Source organism: Pseudoalteromonas sp. S408 (assembly GCF_005886645.1).
Taxonomy (GTDB): domain Bacteria; phylum Pseudomonadota; class Gammaproteobacteria; order Enterobacterales; family Alteromonadaceae; genus Pseudoalteromonas.
Window position 1 is genome coordinate 388,510 of record NZ_PNDY01000007.1, and the last position, 20,585, is coordinate 409,094.

General features: G+C 38.4%; 17 protein-coding genes. 7 read left to right on the forward strand and 10 right to left on the reverse strand.

Annotation, left to right across the window (positions count from 1 at the left end; translation table 11 throughout):
* Positions 1-71: 71 nt before the first annotated feature.
* The 3 genes from CWB62_RS08185 to fdxA form a co-directional block, all read right to left on the reverse strand.
* Positions 72-1,982: a putative bifunctional diguanylate cyclase/phosphodiesterase gene (locus CWB62_RS08185; protein WP_138529018.1), complete on the reverse strand. Its 1,911-nt coding sequence runs from the start codon at positions 1,980-1,982 to the stop codon at positions 72-74.
* 242 nt (positions 1,983-2,224) lie between these two features.
* Positions 2,225-4,468: a carbohydrate binding family 9 domain-containing protein gene (locus CWB62_RS08190; RefSeq protein WP_138529020.1), complete on the reverse strand. Its 2,244-nt coding sequence runs from the start codon at positions 4,466-4,468 to the stop codon at positions 2,225-2,227.
* 144 nt (positions 4,469-4,612) lie between these two features.
* Complete coding sequence (gene fdxA, locus CWB62_RS08195; RefSeq protein ID WP_058404191.1) at positions 4,613-4,936, reverse strand: ferredoxin FdxA; 324 nt, start codon at positions 4,934-4,936, stop codon at positions 4,613-4,615.
* Positions 4,937-5,128: 192 nt separating this feature from the next.
* Here fdxA and CWB62_RS08200 point away from each other — a divergent pair, with 192 nt between their 5' ends.
* Entirely contained in the window at positions 5,129-6,736 is a 1,608-nt protein-coding gene (locus tag CWB62_RS08200) for an NAD(P)/FAD-dependent oxidoreductase (protein WP_138529022.1), read from the forward strand.
* An 89-nt stretch (positions 6,737-6,825) separates the two neighbouring features.
* The gene (locus CWB62_RS08205) at positions 6,826-8,322 is read left to right on the forward strand and encodes an amidase family protein (protein ID WP_138529024.1); all 1,497 of its coding nucleotides are present in this window, start codon (positions 6,826-6,828) and stop codon (positions 8,320-8,322) included.
* Positions 8,323-8,354: 32 nt separating this feature from the next.
* Here CWB62_RS08205 and CWB62_RS08210 read toward each other — a convergent pair whose 3' ends face one another.
* Complete coding sequence (locus CWB62_RS08210; RefSeq protein WP_058404193.1) at positions 8,355-9,656, reverse strand: DEAD/DEAH box helicase; 1,302 nt, start codon at positions 9,654-9,656, stop codon at positions 8,355-8,357.
* A 297-nt stretch (positions 9,657-9,953) separates the two neighbouring features.
* Here CWB62_RS08210 and CWB62_RS08215 point away from each other — a divergent pair, with 297 nt between their 5' ends.
* Both CWB62_RS08215 and CWB62_RS08220 read left to right on the forward strand, forming a co-directional pair.
* On the forward strand, positions 9,954-10,415 hold the full coding sequence (locus CWB62_RS08215) for a DUF3015 family protein (RefSeq protein WP_058404194.1): 462 nt from the start codon (positions 9,954-9,956) through the stop codon (positions 10,413-10,415).
* A gap of 61 nt (positions 10,416-10,476) precedes the next feature.
* On the forward strand, positions 10,477-12,297 hold the full coding sequence (locus CWB62_RS08220) for an Lnb N-terminal periplasmic domain-containing protein (protein WP_138529026.1): 1,821 nt from the start codon (positions 10,477-10,479) through the stop codon (positions 12,295-12,297).
* A 52-nt stretch (positions 12,298-12,349) separates the two neighbouring features.
* Here CWB62_RS08220 and dapA read toward each other — a convergent pair whose 3' ends face one another.
* Entirely contained in the window at positions 12,350-13,267 is a 918-nt protein-coding gene (gene dapA, locus CWB62_RS08225; RefSeq protein ID WP_138529028.1) for a 4-hydroxy-tetrahydrodipicolinate synthase, read from the reverse strand.
* A 172-nt stretch (positions 13,268-13,439) separates the two neighbouring features.
* Between dapA and CWB62_RS08230 the strand changes: the two genes are divergently transcribed.
* Entirely contained in the window at positions 13,440-14,093 is a 654-nt protein-coding gene (locus tag CWB62_RS08230) for a DUF6058 family natural product biosynthesis protein (protein WP_058404196.1), read from the forward strand.
* A 98-nt stretch (positions 14,094-14,191) separates the two neighbouring features.
* Here the strand turns inward: CWB62_RS08230 and CWB62_RS08235 are convergent, their stop codons facing one another.
* The 3 genes from CWB62_RS08235 to CWB62_RS08245 form a co-directional block, all read right to left on the reverse strand.
* A complete protein-coding gene (locus tag CWB62_RS08235) occupies positions 14,192-14,479 on the reverse strand; it encodes a putative quinol monooxygenase (RefSeq protein WP_138529030.1) in 288 nt (95 codons plus the stop codon).
* A gap of 63 nt (positions 14,480-14,542) precedes the next feature.
* Entirely contained in the window at positions 14,543-15,358 is an 816-nt protein-coding gene (gene dkgB / locus CWB62_RS08240; protein WP_058404198.1) for a 2,5-didehydrogluconate reductase DkgB, read from the reverse strand.
* A 156-nt stretch (positions 15,359-15,514) separates the two neighbouring features.
* Complete coding sequence (locus CWB62_RS08245) at positions 15,515-16,687, reverse strand: MFS transporter (RefSeq protein ID WP_138529032.1); 1,173 nt, start codon at positions 16,685-16,687, stop codon at positions 15,515-15,517.
* A gap of 114 nt (positions 16,688-16,801) precedes the next feature.
* Between CWB62_RS08245 and CWB62_RS08250 the strand changes: the two genes are divergently transcribed.
* Positions 16,802-17,689, forward strand: a complete 888-nt coding sequence (locus tag CWB62_RS08250) for a LysR family transcriptional regulator (protein ID WP_138529034.1) — start codon at positions 16,802-16,804, stop codon at positions 17,687-17,689.
* A gap of 57 nt (positions 17,690-17,746) precedes the next feature.
* Positions 17,747-18,772: a metal-dependent hydrolase gene (locus tag CWB62_RS08255; protein ID WP_138529036.1), complete on the forward strand. Its 1,026-nt coding sequence runs from the start codon at positions 17,747-17,749 to the stop codon at positions 18,770-18,772.
* 8 nt (positions 18,773-18,780) lie between these two features.
* On the opposite strand, the gene CWB62_RS08260 is transcribed toward CWB62_RS08255, so the two are convergent.
* Together CWB62_RS08260 and CWB62_RS08265 are read right to left on the reverse strand one after the other, a co-directional pair.
* Positions 18,781-19,704 carry a diguanylate cyclase gene (locus CWB62_RS08260; protein ID WP_138529038.1) on the reverse strand — a complete coding sequence of 308 codons (924 nt, stop codon included), beginning with the start codon at positions 19,702-19,704 and terminating at the stop codon, positions 18,781-18,783.
* A gap of 5 nt (positions 19,705-19,709) precedes the next feature.
* Positions 19,710-20,516 carry an alpha/beta fold hydrolase gene (locus tag CWB62_RS08265; protein ID WP_138529040.1) on the reverse strand — a complete coding sequence of 269 codons (807 nt, stop codon included), beginning with the start codon at positions 20,514-20,516 and terminating at the stop codon, positions 19,710-19,712.
* Positions 20,517-20,585: the final 69 nt, after the last annotated feature.

Consider the following 20,585-nt stretch of genomic DNA (forward strand, 5'->3'; position numbering starts at 1 on the left):
TTTATTATTTATGTAACTAAAACTATGTCTTAATTAAAAAATTGTCCAGTAAACGCCCAAGTAACACATTTTTATTTAGTAATTTCCCAGGCACTAGAACCCGATGCAGATAAATTAGCATTATTATTGCGTAATACTTTATTTCCAACATTAATAGAAGACTCTGGACGACTCACTAAATAGCCTTGAACTGAGCTCACACCTAATTTTTTTACAAGCTCAAATTGGGCAATTTCTTCCACACCTTCCGCTACTATTTTTAGACCCAACCTTTGCCCTAGCTCACTAATAGTATTGAGTATATCGTTATACTTTTTACTTTTATTGGCTTGAGTTATAAACGAGCGATCAATTTTAATAACATCAATAGGTAAATCTGCAAGGGTGCTTAAAGAGCTAAATCCGGTACCAAAATCGTCTATAGCAATAGTCACACCGTCTTCTCTTAGCTTACTAAGCTCATCAATAATTCTAGTACTTGCCTGAATAAAGGTAGACTCTGTCACCTCAAGCATTAAAGACGTTGCAGGTAACCCCGTACTTTTGAGTGTTTTTGTGATCCAATCATATATATCACGGTGTTTTAACTGAATCCCTGAAATATTTACCGATATTTTTACTTTGCGCATACCTGCATTGTGCCAAGCAGCCATTTGCCTGCATGACTCAAGCATAATCCAATCACCCAACTCTAATATTAAATTTGACTCTTCAGCAATAGGGATAAATTCAGCAGGTGAAATCATGCCTTCAACTGGGTGGTTCCAGCGTGTGAGTGCTTCAAAATAGTCAATCATGCAATCTTCTACGTGCACGATGGGCTGAAACGATAGATAAAAATCTTTACATGCAATGGCTAAGCGAAGCTCTTCGAGTAAATAATGATAGCGGCGCATTTTGTTACCCATTTCAGGGGAATACACCTTAAAAATACCCTTACCGTCACTTTTAGCTCGATACATTGCTACATCTGCTAACTGCAACAATGCTTGTGGTGTAGATGCGCTTTCTGGATAAGTAGCAATACCAATGCTTGCACTAATTTTTACAATTTTATTGCCAAGCACAAAATCTTTTTCAAGCTCACTAAGTACTTGTTTTGCTATGTCGACAACCTTGTCGCTTTCGTCCAACGACTCAATAAAAATAGAAAACTCATCCCCCCCTAAACGCGATAAATTTTGTTCAAGCTGATTAGCTGAGTTTATATTACTTAATTTATGGTGACGCAAAACATTAGCCAAACGTGTTGCCACTTGTACAAGTATCTCATCACCAAAGCTATGCCCAAATGAGTCGTTAACTTGCTTAAATCCATCTAAATCAATGAATAATAATGCACAGGTTAATTTCTTTTGACCTGTTTGGTTTATGTGCCTACCAATATGCTCAATGTAGGCATGTCTATCTATGAGTTGGGTTAATTTATCTTGGCATATGCTTGTTTGTGTTTGTTTTACATAATTGGCTACATGCATATTTAGGGTGGTAATAGATTTACTTAAATTGCTAATACCATTAGGGTTTTGAGCAGGTTCAATCTCTAAATTAAACGACTCTAAAAGTTTATTAGCCTGCTGATTAAGTTGACTTAACTTGTGTTTATGATTTTGTTTCCTGCTTTGTTTTTTTATATAAACAGCAAGCAAAAGTATACAAGAGAAGAAAATAATGATGTTTTTAGGCGACGTTAGCACCATCAAAATGAGTACATTGGCATCAGCCGCAATAAAAGATTGTTCCGTTGTTTTAACAAGGAGTAATGTTTGAGAAGCACTGTCAATTGTATAATGGCCGCTCAGAACTGGGTTGTACCAAGGGGCAATATCTAAATTGGTGCTGCTTATATCAAATTTTTTAACGCTAAAATTAGACTGGAACAGATTGGTGCGGCTTATCTGGCTCGTCAATTCAGTATTTAGGTAAAAGCAAAATAGCAAAATGAGTAAGGAAATTAATCCAACATGCTTTAATTTTTTCATGAAAAATTCCCTAACAATACTGATCCTTAATAACTAAATGTTCATTATATCTCCTATTTTCATTTGTAAGCAATTATTTATCTGATATGTGTCGATATTTTGTGCGAAAAAAAGTGTAGCGATGACTGAAAAAGAGCGAGGGGTTTAGGTTTTAAGTGAGGCTAAAATATAAAACTTAAATGTGCACCCATAAGCAGACTCTATTTGACGCCTGGTTATGAGCCCATATTTACATTACCTTGTTAGAGCTGCCATGCATAACTCACTTTTGTGAAAAAGGTGCGTTGGTCACGCTCAATATTTTCTAGTGTATCGTCCTGATACCCTCTATCTGAGTAACCTAAATAAAATAAAGTTTGTGCGTTAATCTTATACGAATAAACCAGTTGGCTACCATAGTCTATATTTGTTTGGCTTACTTGATAAAAATAAGCCTCTTTGTTTCTGTCTATATCTTCAACTTGTAAAATCAGTTTTAACATTGATCGCATGTTAAATTTATAATGCAGTCTAAAGTCGACCAAATTTGCTGTATAAACGCGATCATCCCGTGGGTTATCTAACTTGCTGTAACTGTGTCTTATATCCACTTGCCAATGATCGTTTATATCCCACACTGCTTGAGTTTGTGTATTAATTACATCGCCAAGCTCAAGATTTGTATAGTCAATACGGCTTGCATATTCTAAATAAAACGATAGATTCAAGTCTTTAGTGGGTTTAAGTGAAGTATAAAGGTAACCTATATTTTGATTGTAAAACTCATCGTAATAACTCTCTTTACGATGAATAAAGCCAATATTAAATAAAGACTGCTTTTGCCCCTTAAAACTTAAAAAGCCTTCATATTCTTCTTCAAGCAAGTCACCACTTTGCGCCCAGGTTTTATCCCAATCAGCTTCATAAGACCATGACGTAATTAAATCCAACTCATCTCGATACCACGTTTGGCCGCCACCAATCAGCACTTTTTCATAATCGACCTTGGCTTGGTATCCTAAATCGGTGCGATAATCCTCGCCAATATTTTCATAAGATGTGAAAAGTTTATAGTCTCGCTTGTCACGAGTTAATTCAATTGCATATGCCTGATCTGATTGTGTTTTAGAGAGACCATAGTTATCAACTAAAAAGTCAGAGTTTCGCGTATCAGCTGACGAAACTTGATAAAGCAATGTATCTGACTGATTAAACCAATAACTGCCATCAACTGATAACACCGTATTACGATAATTATTACTTTGTCGGTGTGTACTTGATACGCCCAACGTTCCTTGTTCACCTAAATCATATTGATAACGACCGACTGCTGCCTGTGTTTTCTCATTCAGTGAGGCAAAACCAGAACCTTGGTTTGTTGGTAATAGGATATTACTGTTTTCGTCATCAGCTAGCATAAGTGCATAGCTGTGCCCATCAGTTTTACCAGTTAGCTTTGCCCCTAACGTTGGCTCTGCAATGGTTCGAGTGTATAAAAGCTCAAACAAGCTACTTTTAAAGTAAGAGGCACCATCTAAAAAGAAAGGTCTTTTCTCTGCATAATATATTGAGTACGTTGTGTTCACGTCAAGCTCAAGAGAATCGGTCTCTACCTGCGAAAAGTCAGGGTTAATAGTCGCATTTAACACCGCGTCTTTTGTTATTCCCCAGCGTAAATCTAAACCGGCCTCAGTGTCTATGCTACCGTTCTCCCAGTCGCCAGGGAGTTGGGCTTTATCATCGTGGCGAAGTGCTGTGAGCGTTGGGGTAAGTTGAACATTTTTACTTGATGCTAATTCGCTCAAGCCAGTTAACTTATCAAACTGACACAAGCTACATTTAACATCGCGGTCGAACCCCATATTGGATATTTGATAAAGTACATCCCTAGGGTAGTTTCTCATTAATAAAAACCCCCACGTTAAATCTTTTTTATTTTCTGGAAAGCGCAGTGCTTTAAAAGGAATACGCATTTCAACTATATAGCCTTCATCGGTAATTTTGCCAGCGCTATCCCAAATTGCATTCCACGATGGATCTGACTGCCAACCATCAGTATCGCTCATGCGTAAATCGCCTTGTGCGCCTAACGGATTAACAAAAAACTCATAGCCTGAGCGTTCATCATTAAAGGTGTCTATTACAAGTATTACAGTATCGTCTTGCCAAAGGGTATCACGGTCACGAAGTGAAGCGCGTATTTGATCCGGGTCAGGATCGTAAGCAATAAAACCAACATACAAATTTGTGCCATCTTCATACATGTACGCATCAGTTTTTACAGGAGGGGTACCTCTTTCATTAGGCTCATCTTGAACAAGCAAAGGGACATAGGTCGCTTTTTGCCAATGCGCTTCATCTAGTACGCCATCAACACTGATATTTTGATTTATTCGAGCCAGCGATACCTGCTCTTTTTTAGCAAATGCACTGTAGCTATTAACTAGTAGGAAGAACGATAAAAGTAAAAACGTGAGTGGTTTTTTTATAGTTATAAAGTACTGCATAAACATCCATTTAAAACAACTTTACTCAATATGAGTAATTTCTAAACCGGAGTGTAATTTAAGCGGGTACATTTGTTAATACCTTGCAAACATAATTTCGCAAAATATTAACTAATTAATAATAAAGGATTATTTGTTCTATTCTTAGGTATCAAGTAGCTTTAGCTTATTTTCAACACCGTTCCATGTGTCAGCATCTTTAGGGGCTGTTTTTACCTGTGTAATACGAGGCCAAATAAGAGCAAGCTCTGCATTGAGTTCGGTAAATTCTTTTTGAGATTCAGGTAGTTCATCTTCTTGATAAATTGCTTCTGCTGGGCACTCTGGAACACATAAACCACAATCAATACAGTCAATCGGGCTAATAGCTAAAAAATTAGGGCCTTCAAAAAATGCATCCGCAGGACACACTGATACGCAATCGGTGTACTTACATTTTATGCAATTTTCGGTAACTACAAACGCCATAATATTTTTGTACCATAAAGCTAATTTAACAGTGGGCGATCATACCCTTTCACCTTAAAAATACAATAAATAACTGCCATATTTTGCCAATTTAACGTAGTATGTGCGCCCTTAATGTAAAGCCAATTCGTGCCCTACACTTTCTTATTGTGAGCGGAAAAACACCCGCTAAGACACCAAATAGAGATAATAATGATACGTTTAACTGAAATAAAATTGCCACTTGATCATGATGAAAATGCCATTGGCCAAGCCATTATCAACAAACTAAAAATCCAACCTGCACAATTACACAGTTATAACGTATTTAAACGCGGTTACGATGCTCGTAAAAAAACAGCCATATTACTCATTTACACCCTTGATATAGAAGTTGATAACGAAGCTGAGCTTTTAGCCACATTTGCAAAAGATCAACATGTAAAAACAGCACCCGACACATCTTATAAATTTGTAGCGCAAGCAAACGAAAATATCACCGAGCGTCCTGTTGTTATCGGTTTTGGTCCATGCGGTTTGTTTGCAGGCTTAGTGCTTGCCCAAATGGGCTTTAACCCAATTATTGTTGAGCGAGGCAAAGAAGTTCGAGAGCGTACCAAAGACACCTTTGGGTTTTGGCGTAAAAAAGCACTAAACACCGAATCAAATGTACAGTTTGGTGAAGGCGGCGCGGGGACATTCTCAGATGGAAAATTATACAGCCAAGTAAAAGATCCAAAACATTATGGACGAAAAGTTATTACTGAATTTGTTGAAGCCGGCGCACCTGAAGAAATTTTGTATGTAAGCAAACCTCATATTGGTACCTTTAAACTCGTCACTATGATTGAAAAAATGCGCGCCCGTATTATAGAACTTGGCGGAGAAATTCGTTTTAGCACGCGTGTAGACGATATCCACTTAGATAATGGTCAAGTAACAGGCCTTACCTTGTCTAACGGTGAACATATTGAAACACGCCACGTTGTTCTTGCTGTTGGGCACAGCGCACGCGATACCTTTAAAATGATTCATGACAAAGGGATATATATTGAGGCCAAACCATTTTCAGTGGGATTTAGAATTGAGCACAAACAATCAATGATTGACGAGTGTCGTTTTGGGCCAAATGCTGGAAACCCAATTTTAGGCTCTGCCGATTATAAACTTGTGCACCACTGCAATAACGGTCGCACTGTATATAGTTTTTGCATGTGCCCTGGTGGCACTGTAGTTGCTGCAACATCTGAAGAAGGCCGTGTTGTAACCAATGGAATGAGCCAGTATTCACGCAGTGAGCGCAATGCAAATAGTGCTATTGTTGTAGGTATTTCACCTGAAAAAGATTTCCCAGGTCACCCTCTTGCGGGTATTGATTTACAGCGCAAATTAGAAGAGCAAGCTTACAAGTTAGGCGGCGAAAACTACGATGCACCAGCCCAGCTTATCGGCGACTTTTTAAAAGGCAAATCTTCTGCTGATTTAGGCGATGTAAAGCCTTCATATACGCCCGGGATTAAGTTAACCGATCTCAGTAATGTGTTGCCTGCTTTTGCAATTGAAGCGCTTCGTGAGGCTATCCCTGCTTTTAACAAACAAATACGTGGGTTTTCTACTAATGACGGGTTACTAACGGGTGTAGAAACACGCACGTCATCACCCATTAGTATAAAACGCGACAGAAGCTATCAAAGCATTAATACTAAAGGGCTTTACCCTGCAGGTGAAGGCGCAGGCTACGCGGGCGGTATATTATCAGCGGGCATTGATGGCATAAAAGCAGCCGAAGCTGTTGCGCTATCAATGCTTGAAAACACTTAAACGCTATATTTAGTTAATTATCGTAAAGCCTCACATTGTGGGGCTTTTTTGTGTTAAAAGTAACCAAACAACTATTTGCGTGCTTTTTTATGATAAAAATATTACTAGGATTATTAACCTGTGTCGTTGCTTTAAACACTTCAGCACACGAGCTAAAAACAATAGATGAAATTCACTCGGCGTTTAAAAATAATACAATTAGTGCCCAGCAACTTACCCAATACTATATTAATCGTATTAATAAACTTAACCCTCAATTCAATGCGGTCATTAATATTGAGCCTAGTGCTATTACGCAAGCTAAAAAAATTGATGAGCTTAGTGCTAAAGGGCTGTGGGCTGGGCCTCTTCATGGAATACCGGTACTTTTGAAAGATAACATAGAAACCACAGGCTCATTACCAACAACAGCAGGCTCGTTAGCACTTAAAAATAACATTACTAACAATGATGCCTTTGTGGTTAAGCAGTTACGTAATGCTGGCGCCATTATTTTAGGTAAAACTAATTTAAGTGAGTGGGCTAATTTTCGATCGTCTTACTCATCATCAGGATGGAGCGCCGTTGGGGGGCAAACACACAATGCGCATGACATAACTCGTAATCCTTGTGGTTCGAGCTCGGGATCAGCTGTTGCCATCGCACTTAACTTTGCTCCTGTAGCCCTTGGCACAGAAACCGATGGCTCTATTACTTGCCCAGCTTCTGTAAACGGTGTCTACGCGATAAAACCAAGCATGGGCCAAGTATCGCGCTCTGGTGTGGTGCCACTTTCAAGTAGCCAAGACAGTGTTGGCCCAATGGCACACTCATTAAAAGATGCCCGCCTTGTATTATCAGTTATACAAGGTCGCGATACGCTTGATACCTCAACGCATAGTTTTCAATTACAAGCATTGCCAGATGCTAAAAAGTCATCATTAGTTATTGGTGCACTACCAAGTGATAAATTTACAGTAGAAACACAGCGTTTATACCAAAATCAACTTTCAGCTCTCCAACAGGCTGGCCATAAAGTAATTAATATTGATATAACAGATGATTTAACTACGCTATTTGTCGATGAATATTATGTATTGCTTTACGACTTTAAAAAGGAAATAAACCATTACTTAGCAAATACTGCTGCCCAAGTGAAGGTAAAAAGTTTAAGTGCACTGATTGATTTTAATAAACAAAACAAGGCAGCTGAAATGCCCCATTTTGGGCAAGACATTTTAATACAAGCCAACGCTATCGACTTAACACAAACAGACAAATACCAAAAAACTAAACAGCGTTACCGCACATTAGCCACCGCCGCCATTACTAATTTATACAAAAATAATAATGTGGATGTAGTCGTTGCTCCAACCACATCGCCTGCGTGGAAAACAGACTTGGTAAATGGTGATAACTTTAAAGGCAGTAGTAGCTCTTTATCAGCAATTGCCGGCACAACTCATATTACCCTTCCCGTTGGTAAGGTAAGTGGTTTACCCGTTGGATTGTCTATTATTGCAAATAAAAACCAGCAACAGGCAGCCTATCAGCATGCTCAAATAATCGACGAAGCTTTTATTTCGACCATAAAAAAACCTGAGTAAACTCAGGTTTTTACTAATTCTTATATTAGCTGTTATTTCTTAAGTGACAGCTTTGCACCTTTTAAGCTTTTACGCACGTTAGATATACGCGAACGGTTTACTGCGCGAGCTTCACCCGTTGCCTGTCCTGATAGTTTATTAGAACGAGTACGGCGTAAATGAGCGGGTTTTTTACCTATCTTATCAATAAGTACTTCACGGTTACTTACTTCATAGCCTTCGAGGTAAATACGCTTAATTTTTTGACCAATTAATGTTTCTATTTCAAATAGTGTATTTTCTTCTTCACGGCTTACAAACGATATTGCCTGACCTTGGTTACCAGCTCGGCCTGTTCGGCCAATACGGTGAACGTAATCTTCAGCAAGCCAAGGTAAATCAATATTAATTACACGGGGTAATCCATCAATATCAATACCTCGGGCGGCAACTTCAGTGGCCACTAGCACACGCACTTTACCTTCTTTAAATTCACGTAAAGCTCGGCGTCGGTTACCTTGTGACTTATCGCCATGGCAAACTGTTGCAGGAATACCATCAAGGTTAAGTTCTTTAACTAGCTCGTCCGCGGTGTCTTTCATATTTACAAACACAAGTACTTGTTGCCAGTTCTTTTTACCAATCAGCTCTGAAAGAAGTTCTTGCTTACGGCGCTCTTCGACTGGGTACACAACGTGCTGAACGGTACTTGCTGTACTGTTAGTTTGGTCAACACGTACAATTTCTGGTTGCTTAAGTACTTTAGAGGCAAACTGTTTAATCGCAGCTGGGAATGTAGCCGAAAACAATAAAATTTGACGATCATCTGCACAGCTTTTTATCACAGTTTGCATGTCTGTGATAAAGCCCATATCAAGCATGCGGTCAGCTTCATCTAATACTAAATGCTTTACATTCGCTAAGCTTAAGTTACCTAGGCGAATGTGATCTAATAAACGGCCCGGAGTTGCCACAACAATATCAACACCTGCTTTTAATGCGTTTTCTTGACCTGTAGTATTCACCCCACCAAATAAACTCACTACTTTTAGCGAGGTATGCTTTGCATACTCTTTGCAGTTATTGGCTATTTGCTCTGCTAATTCGCGTGTAGGCGCTAATACCAGTGCACTAGGTGCGTTGGTTGTACTTAAGTCTGACTCAATTAATTTTTGAATAACAGGTAAAGCAAACGCGGCAGTTTTGCCGGTACCAGTTTGTGCACTGGCTAAAACGTCTTTACCTTTACGAACAGCTGGAATAGCTGCGCGCTGAATGGGCGTAAGAGTGTGATAGTTAAGTTCGTCTAATGCCTGGATGATTTCAGGTGCGAAACTAAAAGATTTAAAATTCATGCTGTATAACCTACGGCCACATTATCAAGGGTCGCAAATTATACAGTAAAAATGAGCCAACAGTTAGTTTTAAACAATATTACTATTTAAATATTTTGTTTTATTAAAATTGCTTACCAATAAATCAATAGCTTCTCTCACAAAGTGTTCAGAGCCTCACTTATCGAAAATATTTACCCCATAAAATTTACAAAATATACTTATTATTAATTTTTTTAAAACTGGTTATTGTTCTTAAGCTTTCTTATGTATAGAATTCAAGCCCCATTTAAGGGACATATAAATAAGGATTTAATAATGATAAAAAGATGTTTAGCTGCAGCAGTATTAGCAAGCGCTTTCGTAGTAACACCAGCGCAAGCAGATGTTAACCCATGGCAGCAATGTGGTATTGGTGCAATGGTTTTTCCTGATAATGGCACAGCCGCTGCTATCTCAAATGTTATTTGGGATTTAGGAACAACTGCTGTTTCTTCAAATGTTTCATCTGTAGAAAGCTGTAAAGGTGCAAACGTTAAAACTGCACAATTTATACAACAAACATTCCCAATCCTAGAGCAAGAAATTGCACAAGGTGAAGGCGAGTACATCTCAGCAATGCTAAATGTACGTGGGTGTGATAGCTCAGCTCATTCTCAAATGATCACAACGATACGTAATGATTTTGCACAAACATCTGTAAACGATGCTCAGGCTCTATACACACTTGTTGAAAGCAATATTGCTAGCCAGTTCTCAGCTAACTGTTCTGCAATATAATATATAAAAGGGCTAATTTTAGCCCTTTTAGCCTTTTCTACCCCAAGCCTGTTGGGTATTTATGAAAATTTATTCTTTTATAATTTTTATCTTTTTCATTGCTTCGTTTAATCTTCAAGCATCTGCAACATTAAAACAATTAGCCCAACATCCCACGTGGTTAAATTTAGGCCATTACAAAAAACCAGCGTTTAATAAAAGCTATATTACGAACACATCATTTTTTATATCTTCTCGCGGAGCAACAAGCCCTTTTGAAGAGCTAAAAGCGACAGTGCAAAGCTTTAACAAAGACCCACTAGCACAATGTAAATATCCTGCACGATACACCTGGCTACAAAAACAAGGGTTAACATTTACGCAGCCTAAGTCCTCCTGTATTGAACTAGAACAATGGCGAGATGCGCAACCCATACATTCTATAAGCCTAATATTTGCATCTGGTTATATGAGTAATCCGGCATCACTTTATGGGCATTTGTTGTTAAAACTAAATCGGTCATCGGCCAAAAATAATAAATTACTCGATTACAGCATAAATTATGGTGCTCATGTACCGGATAACGAAAATGGTCTAGTTTATATAACAAAAGGCTTGTTTGGCGGTTATAAAGCAGGGTTTTCGGATCAATTATTTTACCGTCATCAACATAATTACGGTGAAATAGAACTTAGAGATCTTTGGGAATATAAGCTTGCCTTAAAAAATGACGATACAAAGTTTATTGCTAATCATTTATGGGAAATACTCGGTGCGCAATTCGATTACTATTTTGCTGATGAAAACTGCGCGTTTCATATTGCGCAACTAATAGAACTTGTTATAGGAGAGCAGTTAACAAATAACAGCTCGCCATGGATGATCCCGACAACTGTTTTTTCAAAGTTAAATCAGGCTACTTATAACAATAAAAAGCTGGTTCAAGAGGTACGCTTTACGCCATCTCGAAGTACTGTTTTTATTGAGTATATGAAAAAGCTGACTAGCAACGAATCAACCATTGCAGAGCAAATATACAAAACACCTGACTTTCTTGAGCAAGATGATTTCATCTCACTCAATATAAAAAGTAAAAAGCGAATTATTGAAATATTATTTGAGCTAGCCCAATTACAGCAAATAAAAAAACACAATATTGAGCATATTAAAAGCTTAAAAAAAGCACTAATTAAAACGCGTTTAACGCTCCCAATTGGCAATGAAGTGCACGTTTCATCATATACCCAGCAAGCGCCTCATAAAGGACAAAAACCATCAAATATGTCTGTTTCGTCAACCCAGGTAAACAAGCAACACAACTTTGGTTTGGGATTTAGACTCAGTTATTTTGACTCTTTAGCGTCAGATGTTGCACGCATTGCGTTTTCCAATTTAGAAATGGTTGATACTGAAGTCTCTATCTTAAACTCTAATTTGTATCTAGATAAACTGCACTTACTGGATTTAGAGTCATTTTCACCAGCCTATGTTAAATGGCCAAAAGAAAATAACCTTTCATGGAAAATCAATGCTGGTTTTGAAAGGCAGAATACACTTTGCCAAAGCTGCACAAACACGTTTGTAATGGGTGGAATAGGTAAATCTTATCTGACCAATAATAATAAAACCCTGCTCTTTACGCTTGCTAACGGGTATATTGGAGATCTTGCTGCTACAGACAATATTTATGATGCATCGTTAGAACTAGGTCTAATAACAACACTATACTCAGATATTAAATTAAGAACTTCTCACGAACAATTTATATTAGGAAATGATGATAAGTCATCAACCCAAGCTGAAATATCAATTCCTATAAATCAAAATTTTGACATTCGCGTTAGTTACAAACATTCAAACCTAACAAGCTGGAAACTTAAATTAAATTATTACTGGCAATAAAAAAGGCCAAGAGTGAAATTATTTACGCTTCACTTTTAGCCTCATACCTTAATTAAGAAAGAGTTAATACTTCATCGCTGTTAAGTAAACTAGCCTTGCCACCAACTACATCGGCTTCATTTAACTGATTAATAAGTGGCAACCCTATTTGTTGCTGCTCTTCATTTAAAGGCAAATACGGTAATCTAAATACGGGATTTACTGCGCCTGTCATCATCATTGCGGTGTTAATTGCAATCGGGTTTGGCTCGCAGAACAGCCAGTTCATTAAAGGTTGTAATGCGGTATTTAACGAATCATTTTTAGTATCCATTAATTGGCGGAACAACCCAGGAATAAGATTAGAGGTAACCGAAATAACACCGTGTGCTTTGTGTACATGGCGCGCATCGTGGGCTTCGTCATCGTTACCTGACCAACATGCAATTCCCTGCTGCTCGTAATGGGCAATACGTTCATTGCCGCCACATTCTTTTATACCAATTAGGTTAGGATGCTGTGCTAATGGCTCAATAATATCAGGGGTTAAATCTTGCCCTGTACGCCCTGCAACGTTGTAAATAAACGCAGGGCCTATATCAAGTACACGTTTAAAATGCTCGTTAACACCTGCGATAGACGTGCGGCCATAATATGGGTTAATTTGCAGCGCTGCATGCATACCACTGGCAAAGCCGTATTTAGTGGCTTTTATTGCTTCACGTGTATTGTTGCTACCTGTATTACCTACAATCAGTAGCTTATTGCCATACTTGTTTGCACTATGCGCAATAAGCATTAAATGCTCTTCCCAGTTCATTAACTGGCCTTCGCCGGTTGTACCACCAACCACAATGCCATCTACTCCTGCCGTTATTTGTATTTCAACGAGTTCGTCGTACTTTGCTAGGTCTATTTCACCATTGGCTAAGTACGGGGTTTTAATAGCGGTAATTAAGCTTGCTTGTTTAATTCGTTCTAGGGTGCGCATAAAAATTCATTATTTAAAAAACTTGCGCTATTTGTAACACACTTACACGCATTTTTGCAGGCTTAAGCTAATAATAAACGTAAAATGGCTTGTGTTATTTAGTTTGATAATACAAAATATAAACACTGTACATTTAAACAGTGTTTATATTTTTAACTTTAAGCGAGCCTTTATGCGTTTATCTAACTACTTAGCCACTCATTTTTATAATACTGATGAGCTTTGCCATGCTTTAAATATTGACGCCGAGCAGCTAGATACATGGCAGCAACACAGCGTATTTCCTAAACCAAGCTATTGCATAAAAAGTCAATTAAGTTGCAGTTCGTATTCTGGATTGTATGAGTGTGAAGAGTACGATGACTATTACCCGCGCGGTTGTGTAAATTGGGGGCAAGGGCTAATTAAACAAAAAATTGAATCATCAAGTAATGCCTTTAATTATTTTGCACAGCAATACACGGCAAGCCTTACTAAACTTGCTCAGCAGGGCTTTACCTTTAACGAAGAATTGTTCGGTTGTGAAATAGAAGAACACCTACAACAAGTATGGCAGCAGTTTTTATGTAGTAAATATGGTGTGCTTACACAAAACGGGTTAATTGATGAAATAGTATGTGTAGATATTGGCCGCCTATTGGTAGACGACATCACTGAGCTGCGCACTAAAGCAACCTTAAATCAACAAGAGCGTACACAACTACACCCCGCTATGAAACTATTAAACAAAGCACTAGGCCACGGGGCCGATCACGAAAAACAGCAAACCCTACGCGCTCGCTATATAGATGCGCTTATTTTAAAGTACGACTTATCCATAAAATAAAAAATAGTAAAGCTAAACCTTAGCAAGGGAATATAAAACTTTAAAAGGCGGTGTAGATTTACGCCGCCGTTTAAATTCATTGAATCAATTAGTTATGCCTAGCCAATTGATTTATATACATCAATATTACTGCTGGTTACTAGGCCCGTCACTTGTGTGCCAAAGGCTTTAAAATGCGGCTCATTTTTATGTGCTTCAAAATGCTCATCAGATGCCCACTGCTCACTCACTAAATAAGTAGTTTGCTGCGCATCACTTTTAACCGATAGCTCATAACGCAGGCAACCTACTTCTTGTCGCGAGTACTTTTGTAGGTTTTCGAGTGCGGTTAATACAACGTCTGCATCAATATTTTTACTCGAAATAGTGGCGATTACCGTTAACATGCTCAGTCCTTTTAAAAATAAAGGTGCAGATTTTCTGCACCTAACACCGTATTGCGTATTTTATTACTGATCCCACTGCGGCGCAAAATCTGGCGTTGCTTGGCGGTCGCCGCAATCAAGGCCGTCAATACGGGCAATGTCCTCATCATCTAATTTAACATGATCGTTAAAGTTATCTTCTAAGTTTTTACGCTTAGTAGATGAGGGGATCGTTGTCATGCCATTGGCGTTTACCCATGCAATAACCACTTGCGCTGGCGACGCATTATACTTATTGGCAATATCAATAATCGTTTCATCTTTAAGTACTTTGCCTACTACAAATGGCATATACGCTGTTACGTGTATATCGTGCTGAGCACAAAATGCGCGCAATTTAGTATTAGTTAAGTATGGGTGAACCTCAACCTGATTGGTAAAAATTTCACGCGAGTCGAGCGTTTGCATTGCTTCGTTTAAATTTGCAATAGTGAAGTTTGATACACCAATATGTTTAGTTAAACCAAGCTGTTTAGCTTTTAAAAGTTCAGTAAGGTATTCGCTCATTGGTTCATCATTTGCTGGTGATGGCCAGTGAATAAGTAGTAAATCAACAGACTCTACTTGTAGCTTTTCAAGCGATTTTTTTACACTGGCAATAAAGTCGGTTTTATTGAGCTTATTGTTCCACACCTTAGTGGTTAAAAATATTTCGCTACGCGGGATGTTGCTGTCTTTTATGGCTTGGCCTACTTGCTCTTCGTTACCATAAATTTGCGCTGTATCGATATGACGAAATCCTACTTCTAACGCCATTTTTACTGAATTGTAGGCGGTGTCGCCTTCTAAACGGAATGTTCCCATACCTAAATCTGGCATTTCAATTACACGTTGTGTCATGGCTCTATCCTTATAAAATAATCGGTTAAAAACAAGCTCTTTTAAAGCTTTACAAAATACACCTTTTACTTCTTTTGTGTCGTCACTTAAGAATCTATGACCTCAATACAGGTAATGAGGCCATTAATTTAAGTTTCAACCTTAACAGCTTACACTTTATACGCGCTGAATTTCCCGCTTATCAAGCATGCCACTGTAACGGGTTACAATTAATGCTAAAGCGGATATTGCTGCGCCAATCCAAGCGGTATCTTGAAGCGACATGCCCTCCACTACACTACCACCAATAATTGAGCCCAGTGCTATACCAATATTAAACGCCGCTATGTTTAAGCCCGATGCGACATCTACCGCGTTAGGCGTATGCTTTTGTGCCTGTTTTACAACATAAAGCTGCAATCCTGGTACGTTACCAAATGCAAATGCACCCCATATTGAAATAGTTAGTACTGCGGCTACTTTTGATTCCATGGTAAAGGTAAAAGCCAATAAAATAATTGTTAACGCGCTAAATATAATACTCAGTGCGCTAATTGGGCCCCGTTTATCAGCCAATTTTCCACCCCATATATTACCAACCGCTACCGACACACCATAAACCAGCATTATTAAACTAATAGCCGAGGGGACAAAGCCAGTTTGTTGCTCTAAAATAGGTGCTACGTAAGTAAACGCAGTGAACGTGCCGCCGTATCCTAAAATTGTCATTAAATATACGAGCAATAAGCGCGGCTTAACAATAACCTGAAGCTGCTCTTTAAACGTAGCCGGGATAGACTGTTTTAAATTCTTAGGCACTAAAATAGCGCTTCCTAGCAAAGCAATTAAACCCAACAGCGATACCACTAAAAACGTTGCACGCCAACCAAAGTGTTGGCCAATCCAAGTACCTAACGGCACACCCGTTACAAGTGCAACGGTAAGGCCTGTAAACATAATCGCGATAGCACTGGCTTCTTTGTCTTTACTTACTAAGCTTGTGGCAATCATAGAGCCAATTGAAAAAAACACACCGTGAGCTAGGCCTGTTAGTATGCGAGCCAATATGAATGTTTCATAACTCGGTGCTTGCCATGCAAGTAAGTTACCTACTACAAATAAGCCCATTAAGCTTATTAATACAATTTTACGGTTCCATCGCCCAGTTAATGCTGTTAACACGGGCGCGCCAATAGCCACGCCTACTGCATACAAACTCACTAACAAGCCTGCTGAAGGCAAGCTCACACCTAAGTCGTTCGCAATGGTAGGCACTAAGCCTACTATTACAAACTCGGTTGTTCCTATTGCAAATGCGCTTAAGGTAAGCGCCCACAAAGCCAATGGCATAATTTTATCCTCATTATTTATTAAGGCGTGTAGTTTGACTAAAAATGTGTTTGCAAAAAACAGCAATAATGACAAAATACTTTTGTAGTAAATGCAAAGGTAATCGAGGGGTTTATGTCACAACATGCCAAAACTGAAGACTTAGAAATTTTTATTACGGTTGTTGATAGCGGAAGCTTTTCAGCAGCAGCTAATTTACTTGATCAACAAGTAGCTAAGGTGTCGCGTGCTGTATCTCGCCTTGAAAATGCACTGCAGTGCACTTTATTAAACAGAACGACACGCAGATTAGAACTTACAGAAGAGGGCCATACTTTTATTAAATATGCGCGTGACGGCTTAAATACTTTGCAAACAGGTGAGGAAGCAATCAAACTCTTAAAACAATCTCCAAGTGGTAAACTTAGGGTAGATGCTGCAAGCCCATTTGTTTTGCATCAACTGGTACCTTTAATTGAGCAATTTACTCAGCAATATCCGCAGATCACACTGGATATAACCTCTCATGACAGCATTATTGATTTACTAGAACATAAAACTGATTTAGCTATACGTATTGGTGATTTAAAAGATTCAAACCTACATGCTAGAAAACTAGGCACGAGCGAATTACATTTAGTTGCAAGCCCTGAATATTTAAAAAAGGCACCAAAGCTCTCTCAAGCAAGCGATTTGAGGCATCATAAACTCATCGGTTTTACCGACTCACCTTGCCTCAATAATTGGCCACTTAACATTCCCTTAAAGCTCTCATTTGGGGTCACAGCCAGTAGCGGCGAAACAATTAGGCAACTCTGTATTGCAAACCAAGGCATTGCATTACTTTCGCATTTTATGGTTACCGACGATCTAAAAACAGGCCGGTTAGTAACCGTTTTACCAAAGAGTATTAAAACGCCAAACCATCGTGAGGACATACAAGCTGTTTATTACAAAAACAGTGCCGTGTCGTCGCGCATTTTGGCATTTTTAGACTTTATAAAACCTAAGCTTAAACTATAAGTGACGTTTTTTAATGGTTTCTCAGTATAAACAACATCATAAACAATAAGGAATAATATGGACTCGTTAACGCAGGTGGTGTTAGGCAGCGCTGTGGGCTACGCCGTTCTGGGAAATAAAATTGGCCATAAAGCCGTGTTGTGGGGCGCGGCTCTTGGTACCTTACCTGACTTAGATGTGTTTTTGCCTTATGGCGGGCCTGTAGAGTCATTCACTTATCATCGAGGTTTTAGCCACTCTTTTTTTATTCACTTGTTAATAAGTCCACTTATTGTGTGGCTTATCTTAAAAATACATACCGGCATGCAAACCTATAAAATGAGATGGTTTTGGTTGGTGTTTTTGTGTTTATCAACTCACGCATTACTGGATAGTTTTACTATATATGGCACGCAACTAATGTGGCCATTTACCGAGCATCCGTTTGCGTTATCAAATATGTTTATTATAGACCCCCTCTATACACTTCCATTACTGTTAGGGGTGGTGTGCACGTTATTTCCTAAAGTATCATCACACACCGCTTACAAAATAAATAGTATCGCGCTTGGAATAAGCTCACTGTATTTATGCTCATCACTCATTTTAAAAGTCATAATTGACGGTAAAGCACAAACTGCACTTAGTGCACAAAATATAGCAGTTGATCGTTATATAAGTACGCCAGCCCCACTTACTACATTACTGTGGCGTTTTGTTGCTATGTCTGATGGGCAATATTATGAAGGCTATGCATCTGTATTCGATAAACCAAGTGAAGTCACTTTACACGCTTACAACACAACCCCTGCGTTATTAAATGACATTAAAAATGAATGGGGAGTAAAACGATTGCAATGGTTTACCAAAGGGTTTTATTCAGTACATGAACAACAAAATAACGTGGTGCTTTCGGATTTGCGTATGGGGATGGAATGCCAGTATGTCTTTAATTTTAAAGTGGGTGAAATAAACTCAAACGGAGTAAGTGTTGCTAGCTTTGAAAAGTTTAGCCAAAGACCGAGCTTTAATGATATTGATAAAATATGGGATCGGATTTGGCAACCCAGCAATTCACTTATTAAGAATACGTGCGACAACTAAAGTAGCTATTAAAGGTGACCCTTGTCGCCATATAGCTGCGTTCTATTTTTACCACGTGCTTTGGCTTCATACACTGCATTATCGGCTTGTGTAAATAAATCAAGGAATGACTTAGTATTGTTACTTATAGTCAAACCAATACTCACAGTAACAGGGTTGTCATTCACTAAAACCGTAGCAATAAGTGTATGCAGCCTATTACAAAATAGCACAGCACCTTTTTTATCAGTGTCGGGGAGCATTATTAAAAACTCTTCCCCGCCATAGCGCGAGATTAAATCTGTTTGACGACCAAAGTTTTTAAGTACTTGCCCAAGCTCTTTTAAAACTCGGTCACCTTCTAAATGACCAAAAGTATCGTTAATTATTTTAAAGTCATCTATATCTATAACAAGTAACGCAATTGTTTGCTTTGACCTTAACGATTGGTCCAATAACAACCCACTTCGGTAATTCATTTCTCTTCTGTTTAATAAGCCTGTTAGCTCATCGGTTGCTGCTAAAGACTTTAGTTTTTCAGCTTGCTCTTCTAACTTTTCTCGTGTTTTTATCAACTCATCGTAAAGCTGGTCTTGCTTAGTTGCATTAAACAAACTCCAGAACACCAATCCCTCTTCATTTATCTGCGCGTTAATAGTCATCGGGGTTTTTCGCCCTTGCCCATTAAAAATAATCAACTGCATTTCTTCAGACTTTTTCTCATGAAGTACGGTGGGAATAAGGTAGCTTTGAAAAAAAATTCTTGACGATTTTGTCAAAATTTTATTTATATTTTGACCCACTAACTCGTCCGGCTTCCAAAGTAAGTGGCTTTCAAAATAGTTGTTTACGTAAACAATTGTATTTTTAGAGTCAGTTATTAAAGCACCGCATAGAAAGCAGTCAACTGAATAAGTTGTTGGTGTTACATTATTTGGATTGAATTTACTCACACCAATTACTGTATGTAATTAATAATAGATTCACTTACAATCTCGGGATGAGTCATTTGTAAACAATGACCTTGGGCGGTTATAACAATGAGCGAGCTGGTTTCTATCTCTTGTTTGACGTACTCACCAACAGATACATCCGCTAAAGCATCATCTTGGCTTTGCAAAATTAGTGTGGGTTGTTTTATTTTCTTTAATAGAAAACGATAGTCAGAAAAAAAAGTCGCCTCTGCAAAATTTTTGGCTATAACAGGATCGGTAGAACAAAAACTACCTGAAAGCTCGCCAATCAACTCAGCCGAGTTAGCATTACCTACAACTAAAGGGGCAAGGTAATCAGCCCAACCGATATAATTTTTATCCATTAAGCTTAATAATTCTTGCAAGTCTTCTTTATCAAAGCCACCTTGGTAATCTGGCGGGAAATTTAAAAAGCAAGGCGAGGGGCATACCATAATTAACTTACTAATTAAATCAGGCCTTTCAAAAGCAGCCAAGGCACCAATCATACCACTGACAGAGTGACCAACAAATACAACATCAGATAATTCCAAAGCAGTACATACTTCTATAACATCTAATGCATAACCTTCTAGTTTCTTGTATCGCTGTTTGTCGTATTGAGATATATCCGAATTACCTGACCCCACATAATCGAAAAGCACAATCCTAAATTGCGTCTCTAAATAAGGGGTTAAAAAACGCCACATGTTTTGGTCACAACCAAAACCATGTCCGAATAATAATGTTTTAGGGCCGCTACCAATTATTTTTACGTTATTTCTAGATTTTATTGTTTCTGAATTTAGCACGTTAAAGTACGCCTTTATCACAAGTAACTAATCAATGTTGTCGCTAAGCTATTAAAAGTTAATTTGTAT